11 protein-coding genes are annotated in these 18,410 nt (G+C 49.9%); 8 read left to right on the top strand and 3 right to left on the bottom strand.

Going from position 1 to position 18,410, the window contains the following annotated elements:
* The first annotated feature begins 296 nt into the window (after nt 1-296).
* The 8 genes from AC5FX6_RS20725 (at nt 297) to AC5FX6_RS20690 (ending at nt 15,598) form a co-directional block, all read left to right on the top strand.
* Entirely contained in the window at nt 297-2,747 is a 2,451-nt protein-coding gene (locus AC5FX6_RS20725; RefSeq protein ID WP_493598870.1) for a bifunctional UDP-N-acetylmuramoyl-tripeptide:D-alanyl-D-alanine ligase/alanine racemase, read from the top strand.
* A 110-nt stretch (nt 2,748-2,857) separates the two neighbouring features.
* On the top strand, nt 2,858-3,106 hold the full coding sequence (locus tag AC5FX6_RS20720; RefSeq protein WP_493598869.1) for a FeoA family protein: 249 nt from the start codon (nt 2,858-2,860) through the stop codon (nt 3,104-3,106).
* A gap of 12 nt (nt 3,107-3,118) precedes the next feature.
* Nucleotides 3,119-5,272 (top strand): ferrous iron transport protein B, encoded by a 2,154-nt coding sequence (feoB, locus tag AC5FX6_RS20715; RefSeq protein WP_493598868.1) that lies wholly within the window; start codon nt 3,119-3,121, stop codon nt 5,270-5,272.
* Between the two features lie 908 nt (nt 5,273-6,180).
* A complete protein-coding gene (locus AC5FX6_RS20710; protein ID WP_493598867.1) occupies nt 6,181-9,429 on the top strand; it encodes a SusC/RagA family TonB-linked outer membrane protein in 3,249 nt (1,082 codons plus the stop codon).
* An 11-nt stretch (nt 9,430-9,440) separates the two neighbouring features.
* On the top strand, nt 9,441-10,928 hold the full coding sequence (locus AC5FX6_RS20705) for a SusD/RagB family nutrient-binding outer membrane lipoprotein (protein WP_493598866.1): 1,488 nt from the start codon (nt 9,441-9,443) through the stop codon (nt 10,926-10,928).
* A 180-nt stretch (nt 10,929-11,108) separates the two neighbouring features.
* Entirely contained in the window at nt 11,109-13,460 is a 2,352-nt protein-coding gene (locus AC5FX6_RS20700; RefSeq protein ID WP_493598865.1) for a TonB-dependent receptor, read from the top strand.
* 9 nt (nt 13,461-13,469) lie between these two features.
* Nucleotides 13,470-14,534 (top strand): DUF4249 domain-containing protein, encoded by a 1,065-nt coding sequence (locus AC5FX6_RS20695; protein WP_493598864.1) that lies wholly within the window; start codon nt 13,470-13,472, stop codon nt 14,532-14,534.
* 35 nt (nt 14,535-14,569) lie between these two features.
* A complete protein-coding gene (locus tag AC5FX6_RS20690; RefSeq protein WP_493598863.1) occupies nt 14,570-15,598 on the top strand; it encodes a DUF4249 domain-containing protein in 1,029 nt (342 codons plus the stop codon).
* Between the two features lie 4 nt (nt 15,599-15,602).
* Here AC5FX6_RS20690 and AC5FX6_RS20685 read toward each other — a convergent pair whose 3' ends face one another.
* The 3 genes from AC5FX6_RS20685 to selD form a co-directional block, all read right to left on the bottom strand.
* Nucleotides 15,603-16,319: an SAM-dependent methyltransferase gene (locus AC5FX6_RS20685; RefSeq protein ID WP_493598862.1), complete on the bottom strand. Its 717-nt coding sequence runs from the start codon at nt 16,317-16,319 to the stop codon at nt 15,603-15,605.
* Nucleotides 16,320-16,524: 205 nt separating this feature from the next.
* Entirely contained in the window at nt 16,525-17,295 is a 771-nt protein-coding gene (locus tag AC5FX6_RS20680) for an alpha/beta fold hydrolase (RefSeq protein WP_493598861.1), read from the bottom strand.
* A gap of 57 nt (nt 17,296-17,352) precedes the next feature.
* Nucleotides 17,353-18,408 carry a selenide, water dikinase SelD gene (gene selD / locus AC5FX6_RS20675; RefSeq protein ID WP_493598860.1) on the bottom strand — a complete coding sequence of 352 codons (1,056 nt, stop codon included), beginning with the start codon at nt 18,406-18,408 and terminating at the stop codon, nt 17,353-17,355.
* Between the last annotated feature and the right edge of the window lie 2 nt (nt 18,409-18,410).

Here is an 18,410-nt window from a genome sequence, read left to right as displayed (position 1 = left end):
ATAGTTGAAGTCCAGCATCCGGTACAGCTATCAGCAGTGTATGAAGCTGCATTTTTTGGCTGCCTGTGATGTTTCGACTTTATAATTATGTAGTCTCCGTCAATTTCCCAAAGACAGGAATAATACCTGTCAAAGAAATTAAAAGAGCGCAAAGGTATCGTTTTGATTTTGAAAATGCTGCTATATAGTTTCTTGTATTTATGTTTCAACATTGATTGTGGGGTGTTTTATTCTTCGTAGCCTGTCATAACCCTTTATTGGAAACACTATCTTTGAGCTTTTAAATCGATTTGTGTATGCTCACCTTTTACCAGCTTCAGACCATTACAGGAGGTACCCCGGTACAGCTAGTGCAGGACAGCTCTGTTGTGCATCTGCTCACGGACAGCCGCAAGCTTTCGCAGCCTGCGGGCACGTTGTTCTTTGCGATCAAGGGGCGCCACAACGATGGGCACGCCTACCTGAGTCAGCTGTATAAATTGGGGGTGCGACAGTTTGTAGTGGAGGAGGCAACAGGCCTAAGTGCGCTATATCCGGAAGCCAACATGCTGCAGGTGAGCAGTAGTCTGGAGGCACTGCAGGCGGTGGCAGCCTGGCATCGGGCGCAGTTCCGTATACCTGTGCTGGCCATCACCGGCAGCAACGGCAAGACCATCGTAAAAGAATGGCTGGCCCAACTGCTGAATCCGGAAGAGCTGGTGGTGAAGAGCCCGCGCAGTTATAACTCTCAGATCGGAGTGCCGCTCTCGGTCTGGCAACTGGATACCAACCATACCTTCGGCCTCTTTGAAGCAGGTATATCGCAGCCGGGTGAGATGCAGAAACTCCAGCAAGTCATACTGCCTACACTGGGACTGTTCACCAACATTGGCAGTGCCCACGACGAAGGTTTTACCAGTCGCCGGCAAAAAGTAGAAGAAAAATTGCAGCTATTCGGCCAAGTCGAATTGCTCTTTTACTGCCTCGATCACAAACTGGTGCATGAAGCAGTGCAGGCGAAAGCTATACCTGCTTTTACCTGGTCACGCCAGCAGCATGCGGATGTAAAGATTGACGGGAGTACTATCTCCGGCCACAAAACCATCGTGAGCTATACCTTCCGGGGCGAGCAGCATAGTTTGGCTATACCGTTCACAGACGATGCCTCGGTAGAGAATGCTCTGCATTGCCTGGCGGTGCTCTTACAGCACGGTATTAACCTGATGGATATACAGGACCGCATGGACCGTTTGCAGCCTGTGGCGATGCGCCTCGAAATGAAAGAGGCGATCAACGGCTGCTACCTCATCGACGACACCTATAACAACGACCTCGCCGGTTTATCCATCGCCCTTGACCTGCTGGCCAGTCAGCCGCAGCGAGGCCGGCGCACTTTGATTTTATCAGACTTGCTGGAGTCCGGTATGCCGGAAGAGAAACTTTACAGCGAAGTAGCGGCCCTGACCAAAGCGCACCAGGTAGAGCGCCTGATCGGGGTTGGCCCGACCATACAGGCGCATGGAGCAAAGTTTAGCGGAGACACAGCCTTCTATGCCAGTACTGCTGCATTTTTAGAGCAGTTCAGTTCTGAGCAGTTCCGCAACGAACTGATACTGGTCAAAGGTGCCCGTGTGTTCGGCTTCGAAAAAATTGTGCAGGCCTTTCAGCAAAAAGTGCATGGCACGGTGCTGGAGGTCAACCTGGATGCACTGGTGCACAACCTGAACTACTACCGCTCCAAACTGGCATCGGGCACTAAACTGATGGTGATGGTCAAAGCCCTTGCCTATGGCAGCGGCAGTTTTGAGGTTGCCAACCTGCTGCAGTTCCACCGGGTAGATTACCTGGCTGTTGCTTACGTGGACGAAGGGGTGAGTCTGCGCGAGCATGGCATCACACTGCCTATTATGGTCATGAACCCGTCACCGGACAGCCTGGCCAAACTGCATCAGTACAGCCTCGAACCCGAGATCTACTCTCTAGAACTCCTCCGCGATTTTCTGGCTACTGCTCAGCCTGACAGGCACTATAAAATTCACCTGAAGCTCGATACCGGTATGCACCGCCTGGGCTTTACGGATGAGGACTTCGAAGAACTGTTCGCATTGCTCTCCCATTCTCCGCAGGTGCGGGTGGTCAGCACGTTCAGCCACCTGGCCGGTGCCGACGAAGCCTTGCACAATGATTTTTCGCGCATGCAGCTGCAAAACTTCACGGCCTTGGCTGCTGAAGTAGAAGAGTGTCTCGGCTATACCGTGATCAAGCACATTCTCAACTCGGCAGGCATCGTGCGCTTTCCGGAGCATCAACTGGACATGGTGCGCCTGGGTATAGGGCTGTACGGCGTAGAGGCCACTGGCTCAGAGCAGGAGGCGCTACAGCCTGTCAGCACACTCAAGACCACCATCTCCCAGATCAAGCGCATCCGCAAAGGCGAAACCGTAGGCTACAGTCGCAAAGGCATAGCCGACACCGACAAGACCATCGCGACCATTGCCGTTGGTTACGCCGATGGCTACGATCGCCGCTTTAGCAACGGAGCAGGAGAGGTACTCCTGCATGGCAGAAGGGCGCCCATCATCGGCAATGTGTGCATGGACATGTGCATGGTGGATATAACAGGTATACCTGCCAAAGTAGGTGATGAAGTGACTGTGTTCGGTCCGCAGCTCACTTTAGTTGAATTAGCCCAGCGCATCGGTACTATTCCCTACGAGTTGCTTACCAATGTCAGCACCCGCGTCAAGCGCATCTTCTTCTCCGAGTAATCTGCAAATCGCCACATCCTCAAATCATAAGTCCTATTCTTTTGCAATACCGGGGAACAGCTTGTATCTTGCAGTTGTTTATAACAAGTCTAAATAAAAGAAGAGAAATCGTGCGTAACAGGACAAAAGAAACACAATCCCAGAAGAGTGTGCGCGATCTGAAGATCGGGGAGAGCGGAGAGATATGCTGTTTGAATGACCCTGAAATGGCGCTTAAGCTGTTGGAGATGGGTTGTATACCTGGTACCGCAGTAAAGTTGAACAGCAAAGCCCCTTTCGGTGATCCTGTCACGATCATTGTGAATGATTATACACTTTCTTTACGTTTAGACGAAGCTGAAACCATTCTGCTGAAGTAGATTTATTACCACATGGCTGTTACCATAGAGGCGGAAGCGCCAGAAGCCAAAAAAGCAACGCTCCATCAGCCGGTGGCCAAAATTGCTTTGATTGGCAACCCGAACTCGGGTAAGACTTCACTATTCAACCAACTCACAGGCCTTAACCAGAAGGTAGGCAACTTTCCGGGCGTCACTGTCGACAAGAAGACGGGCATCAGCCAGATTACCCCTAACCTGAAGGCGCAGATCATTGACCTGCCGGGCACTTACAGCCTGTATCCGAAGTCGCTGGACGAGCGTGTGATCATTGACCTGCTCTACGATCCGGCTTCCAAACATTATCCTGACCTTGTTATCGTAACGGCCGACGCCTCTAACCTGAAGCGTAACCTGCTGCTCTTTACCCAGTTGGCTGACCTGCGCATACCTGCCGTGCTTGGCCTCAACATGATGGACGTAGCAGAGACGGAAGGTGTGAAGATCGATATTGATGTGCTGCAGCGTGAACTGGGCGTGCCTGTTATTCCGCTTAATGCCCGAAAAGGGATTGGTATAGCTGCACTTAAGATCGTGATGTCGCAGCAACTGGCACCTGCCCAAACTTCCTTTTTTGATATTCCGGAGGATCTGAAGCCGGTGGTGCTTCAGATCAAAGAGCGATTCGACTTGCGCAACGATTATCTGGCGCTACACTATGCCCATCAGTATAAGAACCTGCGCTTCCTGTCAGAGCAAGACAAGGCATGGTTGGCTCAACTGCTGGAGTCGGTAGACTTTAAGTCGAACTCGGTGCAGGCCAACGAAACGATTGCTCGCTACGTGCGCATTAACGAGGTACTGCTCGATGTGGTGCGTATAGAGAAAGCCAAGGAGGAAGAGAAGTTCAGCAACAAGCTTGACCAGATCCTGACGCACCGCGTGTTCGGCTACCTCATCTTCCTGGTGCTGCTGTTCCTGGTATTCCAGGCCGTGTTTGCGTGGGCCAGTTACCCTATGGACCTGATTGACGAAGGTATAGCCGGTCTGAACAGTTTAATTCAAGAGAACTTCAGCGGCCCGCTGATCAACTTGCTCACCGAGGGGGTGATCGCCGGCTTGGGCGGTGTGCTGATCTTTATACCTCAGATCGCGATACTGTTTGCATTCATCGCCATACTGGAAGAAACCGGCTACATGGCCCGCGTGACGTTCATGATGGATAAGATCATGCGCAAGTTTGGTCTGAACGGCAAAAGCGTCGTGCCACTGATTTCAGGCGTGGCCTGTGCGGTGCCGGCTGTCATGTCAGCGCGCACCATCGAGAATTGGAAAGACCGGATGATCACGATCTTCGTGACGCCACTCATGAGTTGCTCAGCACGCATACCGGTATACACAGTACTGATCGCACTGGTGGTGCCGGAGGTATACTACTTTGGTTTCCTGAACCTACAGGGCATTGTGCTGATGGGCCTATACCTGCTGGGTTTCCTGTCAGCTATCTTCTCAGCGCTTTTATTAAAGGTATTGCTGAAGGCCCGTGAGCGTAGCTACTTCATCATGGAGTTTCCGGTGTACAAGATGCCGCGCTGGAAGAATGTGGGCCTGACCATTTTTGAAAAGTCCAAAACCTTCGTGCTCGAAGCTGGTAAGATCATCGTGGCGGTATCCATTATCCTGTGGGTGCTGGCCTCTTATGGTCCTGGCGATAGCTTTGAGCGTGCTGAAGAACGTGCTACGGCTGAGGCCGAGGCAAAAGGCTTCAGCGAAGAACAAACCAATAACCTGGTGTCGTCTTACCAGTTGGAGTCAAGCTATGCAGGCAAGTTCGGGCAGGCGATCGAGCCGGCTATCCGTCCGCTGGGTTACGACTGGAAGATAGGTATAGCGCTGCTTACTTCTTTTGCCGCCCGTGAGGTGTTTGTGGGGACTATCTCCACGATCTACAGCATAGGAGAGGAGGAGAACGTGAGTACGATCAAAGACAAGCTGATGTCAGAGAAGGATGCCGATGGCAATCCGTTCTTTACACCAGCGCGTGCCTTCTCTCTTCTGGTGTTTTATGCTTTTGCTATGCAATGCATCAGCACACTGGCCATCGTGCGCCGCGAAACCAAGAGCTGGATGTGGCCATTGGCCCAGCTCGTATATATGACAGGACTGGCTTATGTGGCTGCCTTTATCACCTTCCAACTGATGAAATAAGCTTCAACAAAATACTATTGAAAGCCCACTCCCTAAAGGAGTGGGCTTTTTTTTGTGCTGACAAGACTGTTTTAAGCATTAAGACTGCATCGATTTAAAAGGCGTACTATTTTCCATCTTTTAAGCTAAAAACTTGATTTTGTACAGCTTATGTTTTTAAAATTTGATTTTTCTGGTAAATTATTGAATAAATTTATCCTTTATATGACTCTATCGTATAAAGAGAAGCTTTTACCGTTTTGATCGAATTCTGATGAGGCGAAGAGTAGTCAAAGGGCACTGGAAAGATGGTCAGGTTTTGGTTTTAAGATCAAAAAAACGCATTAAATATTTGTGAAAGCCGAAAACATTCTTTAAAATTGAGAATCTCTCACCTTAAACAAATAAAACAATGAAAAGAACTCTACTACTCTCAGAGTCATTTTTACCCCACTGCCGCTTACCTATTCCAACCAAGCTAGCGGCCTCCTAGATTTATTCGATTAGCATAGCCTGCTATGAAGGCTATTTAACTGTTGTTTATCAGACTTTGACTGTCTGCTGTAACGACGGCTATATCCTTATTTGATTTACAATTTAACGTAACCAGCTTTCCCGGTATCTGATACAGTGATCTGTTGAGGATTTTTTCTGTTATGGTGCAATAGCCTGCTCTCATGGAGATGGCGTCAGCTTTATAAGCGAGCCTAGGTTAAATCCAACTACAGAAGCCCTTTCTACTACTGTCGTTCATCAGTATCAAATGTCAGGAGCAAAGGAAATTGGCAAAAAGGAGGTGATCAACGGAATAGAGCGAGCCTTTGCTCAACTATAAATACAAAACAATCGTACTGTGGCGGTTCACTGACACAGTACAACAATAACACCTTAACTATTTTGAATTAATTCTTACCTAAACAAACAGCGCAATGAAAAAAATTCTAATGCTATGCCTGCTGCTTGTGTCGGCCTTGATCCACGAGGCCATGGCTCAAGTCAGGGCGATCACCGGTACGGTGACAGACGCTACTACTAATCAGCCGCTGCCAGGAGTTACCGTCCTGGTGAAAGGCACAACAGTGGGTACTGCTACCGGAGCAGACGGTACTTATACTGTGAATGTGCCTGAAGGCAGCAACACACTTGTTTTCCGCTTTGTGGGTTATCAAACTATTGAGCGACCTATTGGCAATGCAGCTAGTGTAAACGTATCTATGGGCACTGATACCCGCCAGTTAGGTGAGGTAGTAGTAACAGCCCTTGGTATCGAGCGTACTAAAAACGAACTACCTTACGCTGCTCAGACAGTAGGTGGTGAGGAAGTGGCTCAAACACGTCAGCAGAACTTCACTAATGCACTATCTGGTCGTGTGGCTGGTGTGCAGGTAACCCAAAATAACAACCTGGGTGGCTCTACAAACGTGATTATCCGCGGTAACAAGTCTATCGGTGGTGCTAACCAGGCACTCTTCGTAGTTGACGGTGTTCCACTCGATAACTCTACCAACAACACTGCAAACCAGCAAACCGGTCGTGGTGGTTATGACTACGGTAACGCCGCAGCAGACATCAACCCGGACGACATCGAGTCGATGACGATCCTGAGAGGTGCCGCAGCGACAGCACTTTACGGTTCCCGTGCTGCCAACGGTGTTGTAATGATCACAACTAAGAAAGGCTCTAAGCGTCAGGGTATTGGCGTAACTGTTAACTCTGGTGCCAACTGGGGCTTCCTGGATAAGAGCACTTATACTCGCTTCCAGAAGGAATACGGTAGAGGCTATCCAGGTGCTGTGTATAGCACACAATACCCTGGCTTCTATGCGAACAATGTCGATGGTGACCCAGCTGGAACTCTGGAAAGAGTGGTTGTATTGAACGAAGACGGCTCGGCCGGTCCTCAGTTCGATCCAAACCTGCTGGTATGGAACTGGGATTCGTTCGACCGCTCTTCTCCTAACTTTGGCCGCCCTACTCCATGGGTACCAGGCGCAAATGATCCGACTACTTTCTTCGAAAACACTTACGGAACATCACACAGCATCGCTATTGACGGTACTAGTGACAAAGGATTCTTCAAGGTGAACTATGGCCGCAACAGCAACGATGGTATGCTGCCAAACTCTAACGTAACGAAGAACTTCATTAACTTCTCTACTTCCTTCGACCTGGTTGACAGGTTGACAGCTACTACCTCTTTGAACTATACTGAAACTGACGGTATTGGCCGTTACGGTACTGGTTACAGTGGCCTGAACCCGAACCAGGGCTTCAGACAGTGGTGGGGTACTGACGTAGACATTAAGGAGCAGGAGCGTGCTTACTTGGATACCCGTGAGAACGTAACCTGGAACCCAAGAGCATTCAACGATCCTCGTCCGATGTTCTTCGACAACCCGTACTGGACTCGTTACGAAAACTTCAACACAGACAACAGACGCCGTGCTTTGGGTTATGTACGTTTGGATTACAAACTGACAGACTGGTTGAACATCATGGGGCGTGCCTCACTTGACACTTACGACGAGGTTCGTGAAGAGCGTTATGCAGTAGGTTCAGTTGGTGTATCTAGCTATACAAGACACAATGGTCGTTTCAGCGAAGCTAACTACGACTTGATGGCCAACGTTGACAGAGACTTCTCTGAAGACTTCAACTTCAAAGCCACTGTTGGTACTAACATCCGCGACACGAAATTCTCGATGATCCGTTCTACTACGAACGGTGGTCTGGTAGTTCCTCGCCTGTACTCACTTTCTAACTCTCGCAACCCACTTGGACCTCCGGTGGAGCAAGACACTCGCCTTCGCGTGAATGGTTACTTTGCAAGTGCTACACTTGGTTTCAGAGACCTGGCCTTCCTCGATGTAGCATCCCGTGTTGACCAGTCTTCTTCACTTCCTCCTGCCAACAGAAATTACTTCTACCCATCTATCTCTGGTAGCTTTGTATTCTCTGAACTAATGGAGCCTTCTTACTGGTTCACTTATGGTAAGATCAGAGCGAACTATGCGGAAGTTGGTAACATGGCACTTCCTTTGAGTGTGTACGATACGTATAACCTGCTAGCTCCATTCGGTTCTACTTCGCTGGCATCTGTTAACGGTACCAGAAACAACCCTAACCTAAAGCCAGAGCGTACAAACAGCTGGGAAGTTGGTGTTGAATTGACCTTCATGGACGGCCGTACTGGTTTTGACGTGACTTACTACAATGCAAGCAGCGTTGACCAGATCTTGAACGTTCCGCTTTCAAGAGCTACTGGTTTCAATGCCCAGTGGATCAACGCCGGTGAGGTTGTAAACAAAGGTTTCGAGGTATCTGCTTTCGGCAGCCCAATCAAAACGGATGACTTCTCTTGGACAATCAATGCTAACTGGACTAGAAACAGAAGCATGGTAGAGGACTTAGGTCCGATTCAGAACTACCAGATCGCAGCTTTCCAGGGTGGTGTATCGCTTAACGCAGCTGAAGGTGAGCCATTTGGTACTATCAGAGGTGCAGGTTTCGTGTACAACGACAACGGCCAGCGTGTAGTAGGTGCGAATGGTCTGTACCTGTCGAACAGAAACGCTAACACAACAATCGGCGACATCAACCCTGACTGGGTAGGTGGTGTGACTAACACATTCCGTTACAAAGGAGTATCGTTAGGCTTCCTGATCGACGTGAAGCAAGGTGGCAGCGTATTCTCACTTGACCAGGCTTATGGTCAGTACACTGGTATTCCTGATAACACGGTATTCAACAACGACCTGGGCAACCCGGTACGTAACCCAATTATCCGTAACGCTGATGGTAGCTACGCTGAAAACAGCGGTGGTATGATTCTGCCAGGTGTGAAGGAAGACGGTACGCCAAACGACACACGTGTAGAGGTATTCTATGCAATGGGTTACAACAACCCGCCAGAAATGCACGTGTATGACGCCAGCTATGTGAAACTGAGAGAAGCTACTTTAGGCTTCGCACTGCCTGAGTCTCTAGTGTCTAGATTCAAAGTGTTCCAGGGTATAGACCTGTCGATCTACGGCAGAAACCTGTACATCTTCCACAAGAACACGCCGTACTCTGACCCAGAAGAAGGCCTGAGTGCAGGTACGCAGTCGCTTGGTTATCAAAGTGGTGCCTATCCTACCATGCGTAATGTAGGCTTTAACGTAAGAGCAAGATTTTAATAATAATGAATATGAAAAAGATATTTGCACTCTTGATGATCGCCATATCCTTTGTCGCGTGTACAAAGGAGTTTGATGACGACCTGATAGATCCGAAAAACCCTGTCTCGGTACCTGCCCCGATGCTTTTTTCAAATGCGCAGCGTAACCTGGTAGATCAGATGATTACCCCTAACGTGAACTCTGGTATCTTCAGACTGATATCACAGCACTGGGCCAACACGACCTATCCTGAAGAAAGCAGATACGACCTGGTAAGCCGTAACATTCCTCAGAACTTCTGGTTCACGCTGTACCGTGACGTACTGATGGACTTCAGAGAAGCTTCGATCATTATCAATAATGATCAGGCCATGAATGCTACAGTAAAAGCTAATCAGCTGGCTGTGATCGAAGTGATGGAAGTGTATACCTGGTCTGTACTGGTAAACACATTCGGTGACATACCTTACTCTGAGGCGCTGAACCGTGACATCATCTACCCAAGCTATGATGATGATGCAGCAATCTATGCTGACTTGTTCGCAAGATTGGATGCTGCTATCGCCACAATGAACGCCGATGGTGCTGCTGCTGCCGGAAGCTTTGGATCTGCTGACCTGCTGTATGGTGGTAATGTGGGTCGTTGGATTACTTTCGCCAACTCGCTGAAACTGAAACTTGGTATGACAGTAGCGGATGTGAATCCGGAGCGTGCCAGAACAGCTGCCAGCCAAGCTGCCCCTAATGTGTTCAAGTCAGCTGCTGACCAGGCTGTGTTCAGATACACTGCTACAACACCAAACGTAAACCCAGTGTGGACAAACCTGGTGCAAAGCGGTCGTAACGACTTTGTGCCTTCTGCCACACTAGTTGACAGAATGAATGAGCTGAATGACCCACGTCGTGCTGCTTACTTCACACAACTTAACGGTGCTTATGTAGGTGGTATCTATGGTAACAACAACACGTACGCTAACTTCTCGAAAGTAAATCCAACCATCACAGCGCCTGACTTCCCGGCAATCCTGCTTGGCTACGACGAGATCGAGTTCTACCTTGCAGAGGCTGCAGCTCGTGGTTTCATATCTTCCCCTGCTGCCACTCACTACAGAAATGCGATCACAGCTTCTATGATGCTGTGGGGTGTTACAGAGGCGCAGACTGCCGCTTACCTGGCGCAGCCACAACTAGTGGCCAACATCGCCGCTATGTCTGTACCTGGCCCTGCTAACAGCCTGACTCAAGCGCAGCGTCAAGCCCTTGGTGTACAGAAGTGGATTGCGCTTTATGAGCGTCCGTTCCATGCCTGGACAGAGTTCCGCAGACTGGACTATCCACAACTGCAGGCTCCAGATCCACAATACAGACCAGCTTACAACGTAGTACCGGTGCGTTACCCTTATCCACCGACTGAGCGTACGCTGAACCCTGACGCTGTGAATGCTGCTGCATCTGCAATTGGAGGTGACGAAGCCACAACCCGTATTTTCTGGGATGTAAGAGCCGCTGGACAATAAAAAATAGACATGATAATATTGAAGAAGTTTAATTAACTAGGTAGTAGTCTTCTTCATTTGAAAAAGGCCTTCGGTTTCCGGGGGCCTTTTCTGTTTTTATTTTAATCCGTGTTTGCACATATTTTATGTTGGAATTTGTAAATTGCTTTTGACCCTTCTGCTCACCAAAACAAACTCCCCATGCACAGGTTTGCTTTTACGCTTACACTGCTTCTTTACATTTTTAATGCTGCTTCGGCCCTGGGCCAAGTGGCAAACTATGAACTTAGCGGGACTATAACCAGCCAGTCAGGAGAGCCAATGGTCGGTGCCTACATCCTGATTAATCCAGGTAACAAAACGATCAGCACGGACGAGCGTGGGCGCTTCAGCGTCACTCTGCCGTCGGGCCAGTATACCTTGGAGAGCCAGTATTTAGGTATGGAGCGGGTCGTGCAGGAGGTTAATCTCAATCGAAACCTGAACCTGCGCTTGCAGATGAAGACGAAGGCCACCAGCCTGAGGCAGGTAGAGGTGGTAGCCAAGTCGTCAATGGATGTGCAATCGACTCAAATGGGCAGTACCTATATGGACGTGAAACTGCTCACCAAAATGCCCGCACTGCTGGGTGAGGTGGATGTGATCCGGTCAGTCTCCAGTTTGCCGGGGGTAGTGAGTGCAGGGGAGGGCACAGCGGGCTTCTACGTAAGGGGTGGCAGTGCCGACCAGAATCTGGTACTTCTCGACGATGTGCCTGTGTTCAACTCTGCACACTTGTTCGGTTTCTTTTCAGTGTATAATCCTGATGTACTCAAAAGCTATACCTTGCACCGGAGCGGCATATCGGCCAGGTACGGCAGTCGTATTTCCTCTATTTTGGATGTGCAGCTGCGCGATGGCAATGAAGAGCGCATGCAGTACCAGGCAGGTATATCACCTATTTCGGCGAAGTTTAGCGTCGATGGACCTGTTAGTCCTAAACTGACCATACTTGCAGCAGGACGTGCCGCTTATCCGACCTATTTGCTCCGGATGTTCAACAGCGAGAATATACGCGAGAGCTCCGGCCACTTTTATGACCTCAACCTAAAGGCGAGCTACAAGCTCAACGAAAATAATACCATCTCTTTCTCCTCTTACCACAGCGAGGATGGCTTCAAATTTCCGTTTGATACAACCTACCAATGGTCAAACACGCTGGGCAACCTGAAATGGACGCATGTGTACGGCAATAGCCTAAGCAGCACTGTGACAGTAGCCAAAAGCGTGTACACCAACAATATTGAAGGTATAGCTCCGGGAGACGAGTTCAATATGAACTCAGGTATAGACTTCACGCAGATTAAGGCGGACCTGGGTTATTTCGGACTGGAGCGCCACGCCATTGATTTTGGAGGAGGAGTTTCTTACTATGACATCCAGCCGGGTAAGCTCGAACCCTACGGGACTTCCAGTCTCAATCCGCGGGAATTGCAGATCGACAAAGGCACCGAATACCACGCATACCTGAACGACGAGATCACGCTAAACCAACGCCTGACCGTTTCATTGGGGCTGCGGCATACCTATTTTGTAAAACGTGGTCCGACGGAAGTGTATGTGTTTGCGGAAGGAAGGCCACGCAGCGAAACTACGATCACCGATACGCTTCATTATGGTGAAGGCAGTCGGGTGCATACCTATCAGGGATTGGAGCCGAGGGCTTCTATGCGGTTTTTGCTCAGTGACTCCCGGTCGCTGAAGGCAAGTTACAGCCGAACGCGGCAGTATCTTCAGCTAGTCACCAATACCGCCGCTATTACCCCAGTGGATGTGTGGAAGCTGGCTAACACCCATATTCAGCCGCAGGTAGCTGACCAGGTATCTTTAGGCTACTTTTATGTGAAGCCCGACAATGCTTTTGAATTCAGTTGGGAAGTGTATTACAAGTGGCTACAAAATCAGGTAGACTACAAGGACGGTGCTGTGCTGCTGCTTAATCCGGCGTTGGAAGCCGAGTTGCTGATCGGCAATGGTATAGCATACGGTTCGGAGTGGCTGCTCAAAAAGAACACAGGTCGCACTACCGGTTGGGTGAGTCTGACCTACTCTCGGTCTTTGCGTCAAATTGCCGGCGGGACGCCAGAAGAAACCATCAATAACGGCGATTGGTATCCGTCTAACTATGACAAGCCTCTTAACGTGAACATATTCGTGAACCGGCAGCTGCATCCGAAATGGACCGTTTCGGGCAATCTGAACTATACCACAGGCCGCCCCATTACAGCTTCTGACTCATGGTACCGTTACTACGGACACATATTTGCCAACTATGTCGGCCGCAACCAGGCCCGCATGCCCGATTATCACCGACTAGATGCTTCGCTCAACTATGAGTTCGAAAAGCGAAAGCGGGTTGCCTACACTGCCAGTTTCTCGGTGTATAACCTCTATGGTCGCAAAAACGCTTACTCGGCTTTTTTCAGGCACTACTATGGTCGTCCGCCGGGTGCCTACAAACTGGCGATCATCGGCGTGCCTATACCATCTGTTAACCTGAATGCCCGTTTCTAGGTGTGTAGCATGAACAGGAAACTCTTTATCATAGCGCTCGTGCTACTGGCAGGGTGTATCGATCCGATAGACTTTAAAAACAACAACCAGCAAAAGCACCTGGTAGTAGAGGCCAGCTTTACAAATGAGCCGGAACTGAACTATGTGAAACTGAGCTATGCCCAACCCTATGACTATCCCTACAATGAATTCGTGACCAATGCCCAGGTGTTTGTTACGAGCACTGAAGGAGAGCGCTTCGAGTTTAGCTATGGCGGAGAGGGAGGCACATTCTATGATAACATGGCCGGAAACTACTATCCGGTGTCGCCAATGGAGGCGGTCGGTAAAGTGGGCCACACCTATACCTTGCACGTCCTGTTCGATGGCCAGGTTTATCAGTCGCAGGCAGTGACGCTCCAACCTCCTGTGGCCATTGACTCGGTGCATTTTGAGGTAGATGAGCAGGTGTTTTCCTTTAGGGGATATCTGGAGCGGAAAAAATGGCCCGGCTATCGGGTACTCGTGAACTACCAGGATCCTGCCGGAGAGAAAAATTTTCTGCGCTGGACGTTTGCCAGCCAGTACGAAGTATCCACGCAGCCCGAAGACTACATAAATCCCGCTACCGGCAATCCGGCTCCCAAAAGCTGTTGCTCGCGTTGCTTCCTGAAAGAAAGGCTTGACAGATTTAAAGTCGTGGATGACCGTTTGGTGAACGGGCAGAAAGTGATTAATCAGGAAGTGCTTTTTTTGCCTTTTGAGCGGTACCTTGGGGTAAAGCACAAGCTACACGTGTACCAGCATTCTCTCACCGAAGAGGCTTACAATTTCTTCCGGATCATGGAACAGCTGCGCCAGAGCACCGGCACTGTATTCGACCCACCCCCGGCTGAGGTAAAGGGCAACTTGTTTAATTTGAATCAGGCAGAAGAGCAAGTACTCGGATTCTTTGATGTCTCAGCGGTTACGAAACAAGAAGTGGTTATTCTGCGGCAAGACATCGACTATCCCATAGCCCAGTTCAAGTGGCCCGACGATTGCCGCGAACTGCCTGGCGCTTCCATCGAAGTTCCGGTAGACTGGATGAAATAAGAAAATGACATTCGCCTGATTAAATGGTGCACTCTATGTTTAGAAAAATTCTTTCCTGCCTGCTTCTACTACTTGCCGGCTGCATTGACCCGATTGACTTTAAGCATAACAACCAGCAGGAGCACCTGGTCGTGGAGGCTAGCTTTACCAACATGGCCGGCATTAACTATGTGCGGCTTACGTATGCACAGCCCTATACCTCGCCTTACAATAAGTTTGAGGGAAGAGCGTCGGTAGTGATCACGAGTCGGGAAGGGGAGCAGTTCTATTTCAACTATGACCAGGCCGGTTATTACTACCCTGTGGATGTCGAAAGCACTTATGGAATACCTGGCCATACCTATACTTTACAGTTAACCGTGGGCGACAAATCATACCACTCAGAGTCGATTACCCTAAAGGAGCCTGTACCCATCACGCAAGTGCACTTTGCCGTGCATGAAAAGACTTTTGCTCTGCAAGGAGACAAAGTAAAAAGGAAGCACATGGGCTACCAGGTGCTGATGGATTTTCAGGATCCGGGGCAAGTACGTAATTATTACCGTTGGTCTTTTGCCCGGCAATACGAAATACTAACCCAGCCTTGGGACTACCTGAACGACATGGGTGACCCGGCTCCCAAAAGTTGCTGTGCCCGCTGCTGGATACAGGAAAAGGAAGAGACCTTTACCGTGTCAGACGATCGCTTAACCAACGGCAAATATGTGATCAACAAAGAGGTGCTTTTTATACCTTTTGAGAAGTATCTGCAAAGCAGGTATAAGATGAAGGTATACCAGCATGCCATCACCGCCGAAGCCTATGAGTTTTACCGTATTATGGGCCAGCAAAAAGAGAGTACTGGTACGGTGTTCGACCCGCCACCGTCAGAAATCAAAGGAAACATGCGCAGTATAAGCGCCCCGGAGGAGCAGGTGCTAGGCTTTTTTGACGTGTCGGGCGTTGTGATGCAGGAAGTGGACATCAGGGCTGACGACATTCCATATCCGGTCGGTATTTTTATTCACCCTGATGACTGCCGTGAATTGCCCGGAGCGACAGATGTGCAGCCTGTAGGTTGGTAATAGTTTATTTATAAATCAGAAAAACCGCCGGCTGCTTGTGTATGTCCGGCAGCTTGCCTTTCCACTCAGCTATCGTTTTAGTTTGGATGAATTCATGTTCAGGTGAAGTGATGTTGGCCGCAATGCACAGTCGTGTGCCGCCGCTTAGAGTCTGCACTAAGTCTTCGAGGAGCTTGTTGTTACGATAGGGCGTTTCCATGAAGATCTGCGTCTGATCCCGCTGCTGCATTTCCTTCTCCAGGTTGCGCAGCGCCTGTAATCGAGGCCCCTTCTCGATGGGCAGGTAGCCGTGGAAGGCAAAGCGCTGCCCGTTAAAACCACTGGCCATCAGGCTGAGCAGAATGGCTGACGGTCCGGCAAAAGGCACCACCCGTATACCTTTCTGATGCGCATACTTGGCTACCTCCGCACCTGGGTCGGCTATACCTGGGCAGCCCGCCTCCGAGATGATGCCTGCATCTATACCTTGCTCCAGCAGCGGCTTGAGTGAAGCCTGTACTTGTGCGGGCGTCGCATCCTTGTCTACCTGTATAAAGTTCAGCTGTTCGATTACTAACTCCGGGCAAATGCTTTTAACAAAGCGCCGGGCCGTACGCAGGTTCTCGACAATGAAATAAGTCAGACGGTTCACAGTTTCTTTTACCTGCGGCGATATCACTTGATCGGCCGTGTCATCAGCCAGAATGGTCGGGATAAGGTATAGTATGCCAGTCTTCTTCATAAGACAAAGGTATAGTTTAATTGTGAATTGACTGAATTGTTACAAAGGGGGCTATACCTGTTGATGGCTATACCTGAAGCACAAAGCCGCAGTTTTAGGCCGCGGCTTTGTGCTTAAAATTTAGCTGCATACAGGTTCAGTTAGATGCCGTCATACGGAGCAAATGACCCCGGTAAGACATACTTCACCCCGGAAATCCTGATATTTAGTCGGTATCCAGAAACCTTGTGACTAAGTCATATACCTCATCCGGTGCTTCGGCATGAACCCAGTGCCCGGCATTCGGGATAGTTTCTACCTCTACAAGCGTGAAAAGATGCTCAATGCAGGTATACACATCTTCTGGCAGGATGTAGCGCGAGCGTCCGCCTTTGATAAAGAGCGTGTGCTTTTTGAAAGGTGTATCCGATGTGATTGGGGCTGCTATCTTTTCGTAGTTCTTTTCGATCGCATCGAGGTTCATGCGCCATCCAAAGGTATTGTCCTCTTGGCGGTAAAGGTTCTTCATCAGGAACAGACGCACTTCTTCCTGTGATATTGTTTTGGATAGCTGCTTGTCCACATCGCTACGGCTTGTTACGCTGCTAATATCTACTGACTGTAGCGCATCAATGATCTCGTCATGGTGCGGCGGGTAAGCCTTTGGAGCAATGTCCACCACGATCAGTTTGGTGAGGCGAGTTGGGTACTTCAGTGCATAGTTCATCGCCACTTTGCCACCCATGGAGTGTCCCATGATGGCCGGCGTTGGGATTTGCAGTTCGTCTACGAGGCGTAGTACATCCTCGGCCATGGCGTCGTAGTCATGCTGTTCGCTGTGTGGGGAGCGCCCGTGGTTGCGCAAGTCTACCAGAAAGACGTTATAGTGCTCGGCCAGTCGCTTGGCCAGAGTTGCCCAGTTATCTAATGTACCAAACAGTCCGTGCAAGATCAGCAGCGGCTGTCCGTGGCCCATTTCCTTGTAGTGTAGTTTCATGTTTTTCAGTGATCAGTCAATATCAGTTCTTAGCTTACGGTAGAAGAGGAGAATGGATTATGATACCACCCGAATCAGCTTCTCTTCATTGCCTCGCTCATTCAGCACGCCTAGTGGCTCCAGCTGTAGGCCGTATTTCTGGAATACCTGCAGCACTTCTCCGCGGCCACTTGGTTCAACGGCTACCAGCAGACCGCCACTGGTTTGCGGGTCGCAGAGCAAATGCTTTTGGTCCGGGGTGAGCTCGGCTACTTTGTGGCCGTAGCTGTCGAAGTTGCGGTGGGTACCGCCAGGTATAGCTTTCTGAGCCAGATAATCCAACGCCTCAGGTATAACCGGCACTTTGTCAAAGTATACTTCGGCTGACAAGTTACTGCCTTCGCACATTTCTGAAAGGTGACCCAACAGACCAAAACCCGTCACATCGGTCATGGCTTTTACCTGTGGTAGTTGTCCCAGATCTGCGCCTATTTTATTAAGCTGCATCATCTGCTGTGGTGCCAGGTGCGTATGCTCCGGTTTTAGGATGGCTTTCTTTTGGGCTGTGGTGAGGATACCTACACCAAGCGGCTTGGTCAGGTATAGTTCGCAACCAGCTGTGGCCGTATCGTTTCGCTTCAGGTTTGGGATATCGAGCATACCAGTTACGGCGAGTCCAAAGATAGGCTCCGGACTATCAATGCTGTGGCCGCCAGCCAATGGTATACCTGCTTCGTGGCAGATGCTGCGGCTGCCTTCGATCACACGCTTGGCTACCTCAGGGGCCAGCTTGTCTACGGGCCAACCCAGCACGGCAATGGCCATGGTGGGAGTTCCGCCCATGGCATAGACATCCGAAATGGCATTGGCGGAGGCGATGCGCCCAAAGTCGTAGGCATCGTCCACGATCGGCATAAAAAAGTCGGTTGTGCTGATGACAGCACGGCCATGGCCAATGTCGTACACAGCGGCATCATCACGGGAACTGTTGCCAACCAGTAGCCTTTCGTTCTCAGGATAGTGAATGTCGGTGTGCAGGATTGCGTCGAGCACTTTAGGGGATATTTTGCAGCCGCAGCCAGCACCGTGGCTGTACTGGGTTAGCTTTATGTCTTGTGTGTTGGTTTCTTCCATCG

This window comes from Pontibacter sp. LHS2 (genome assembly GCF_058932845.1).
This window is presented reverse-complemented; position numbering and strand designations above follow the sequence as displayed.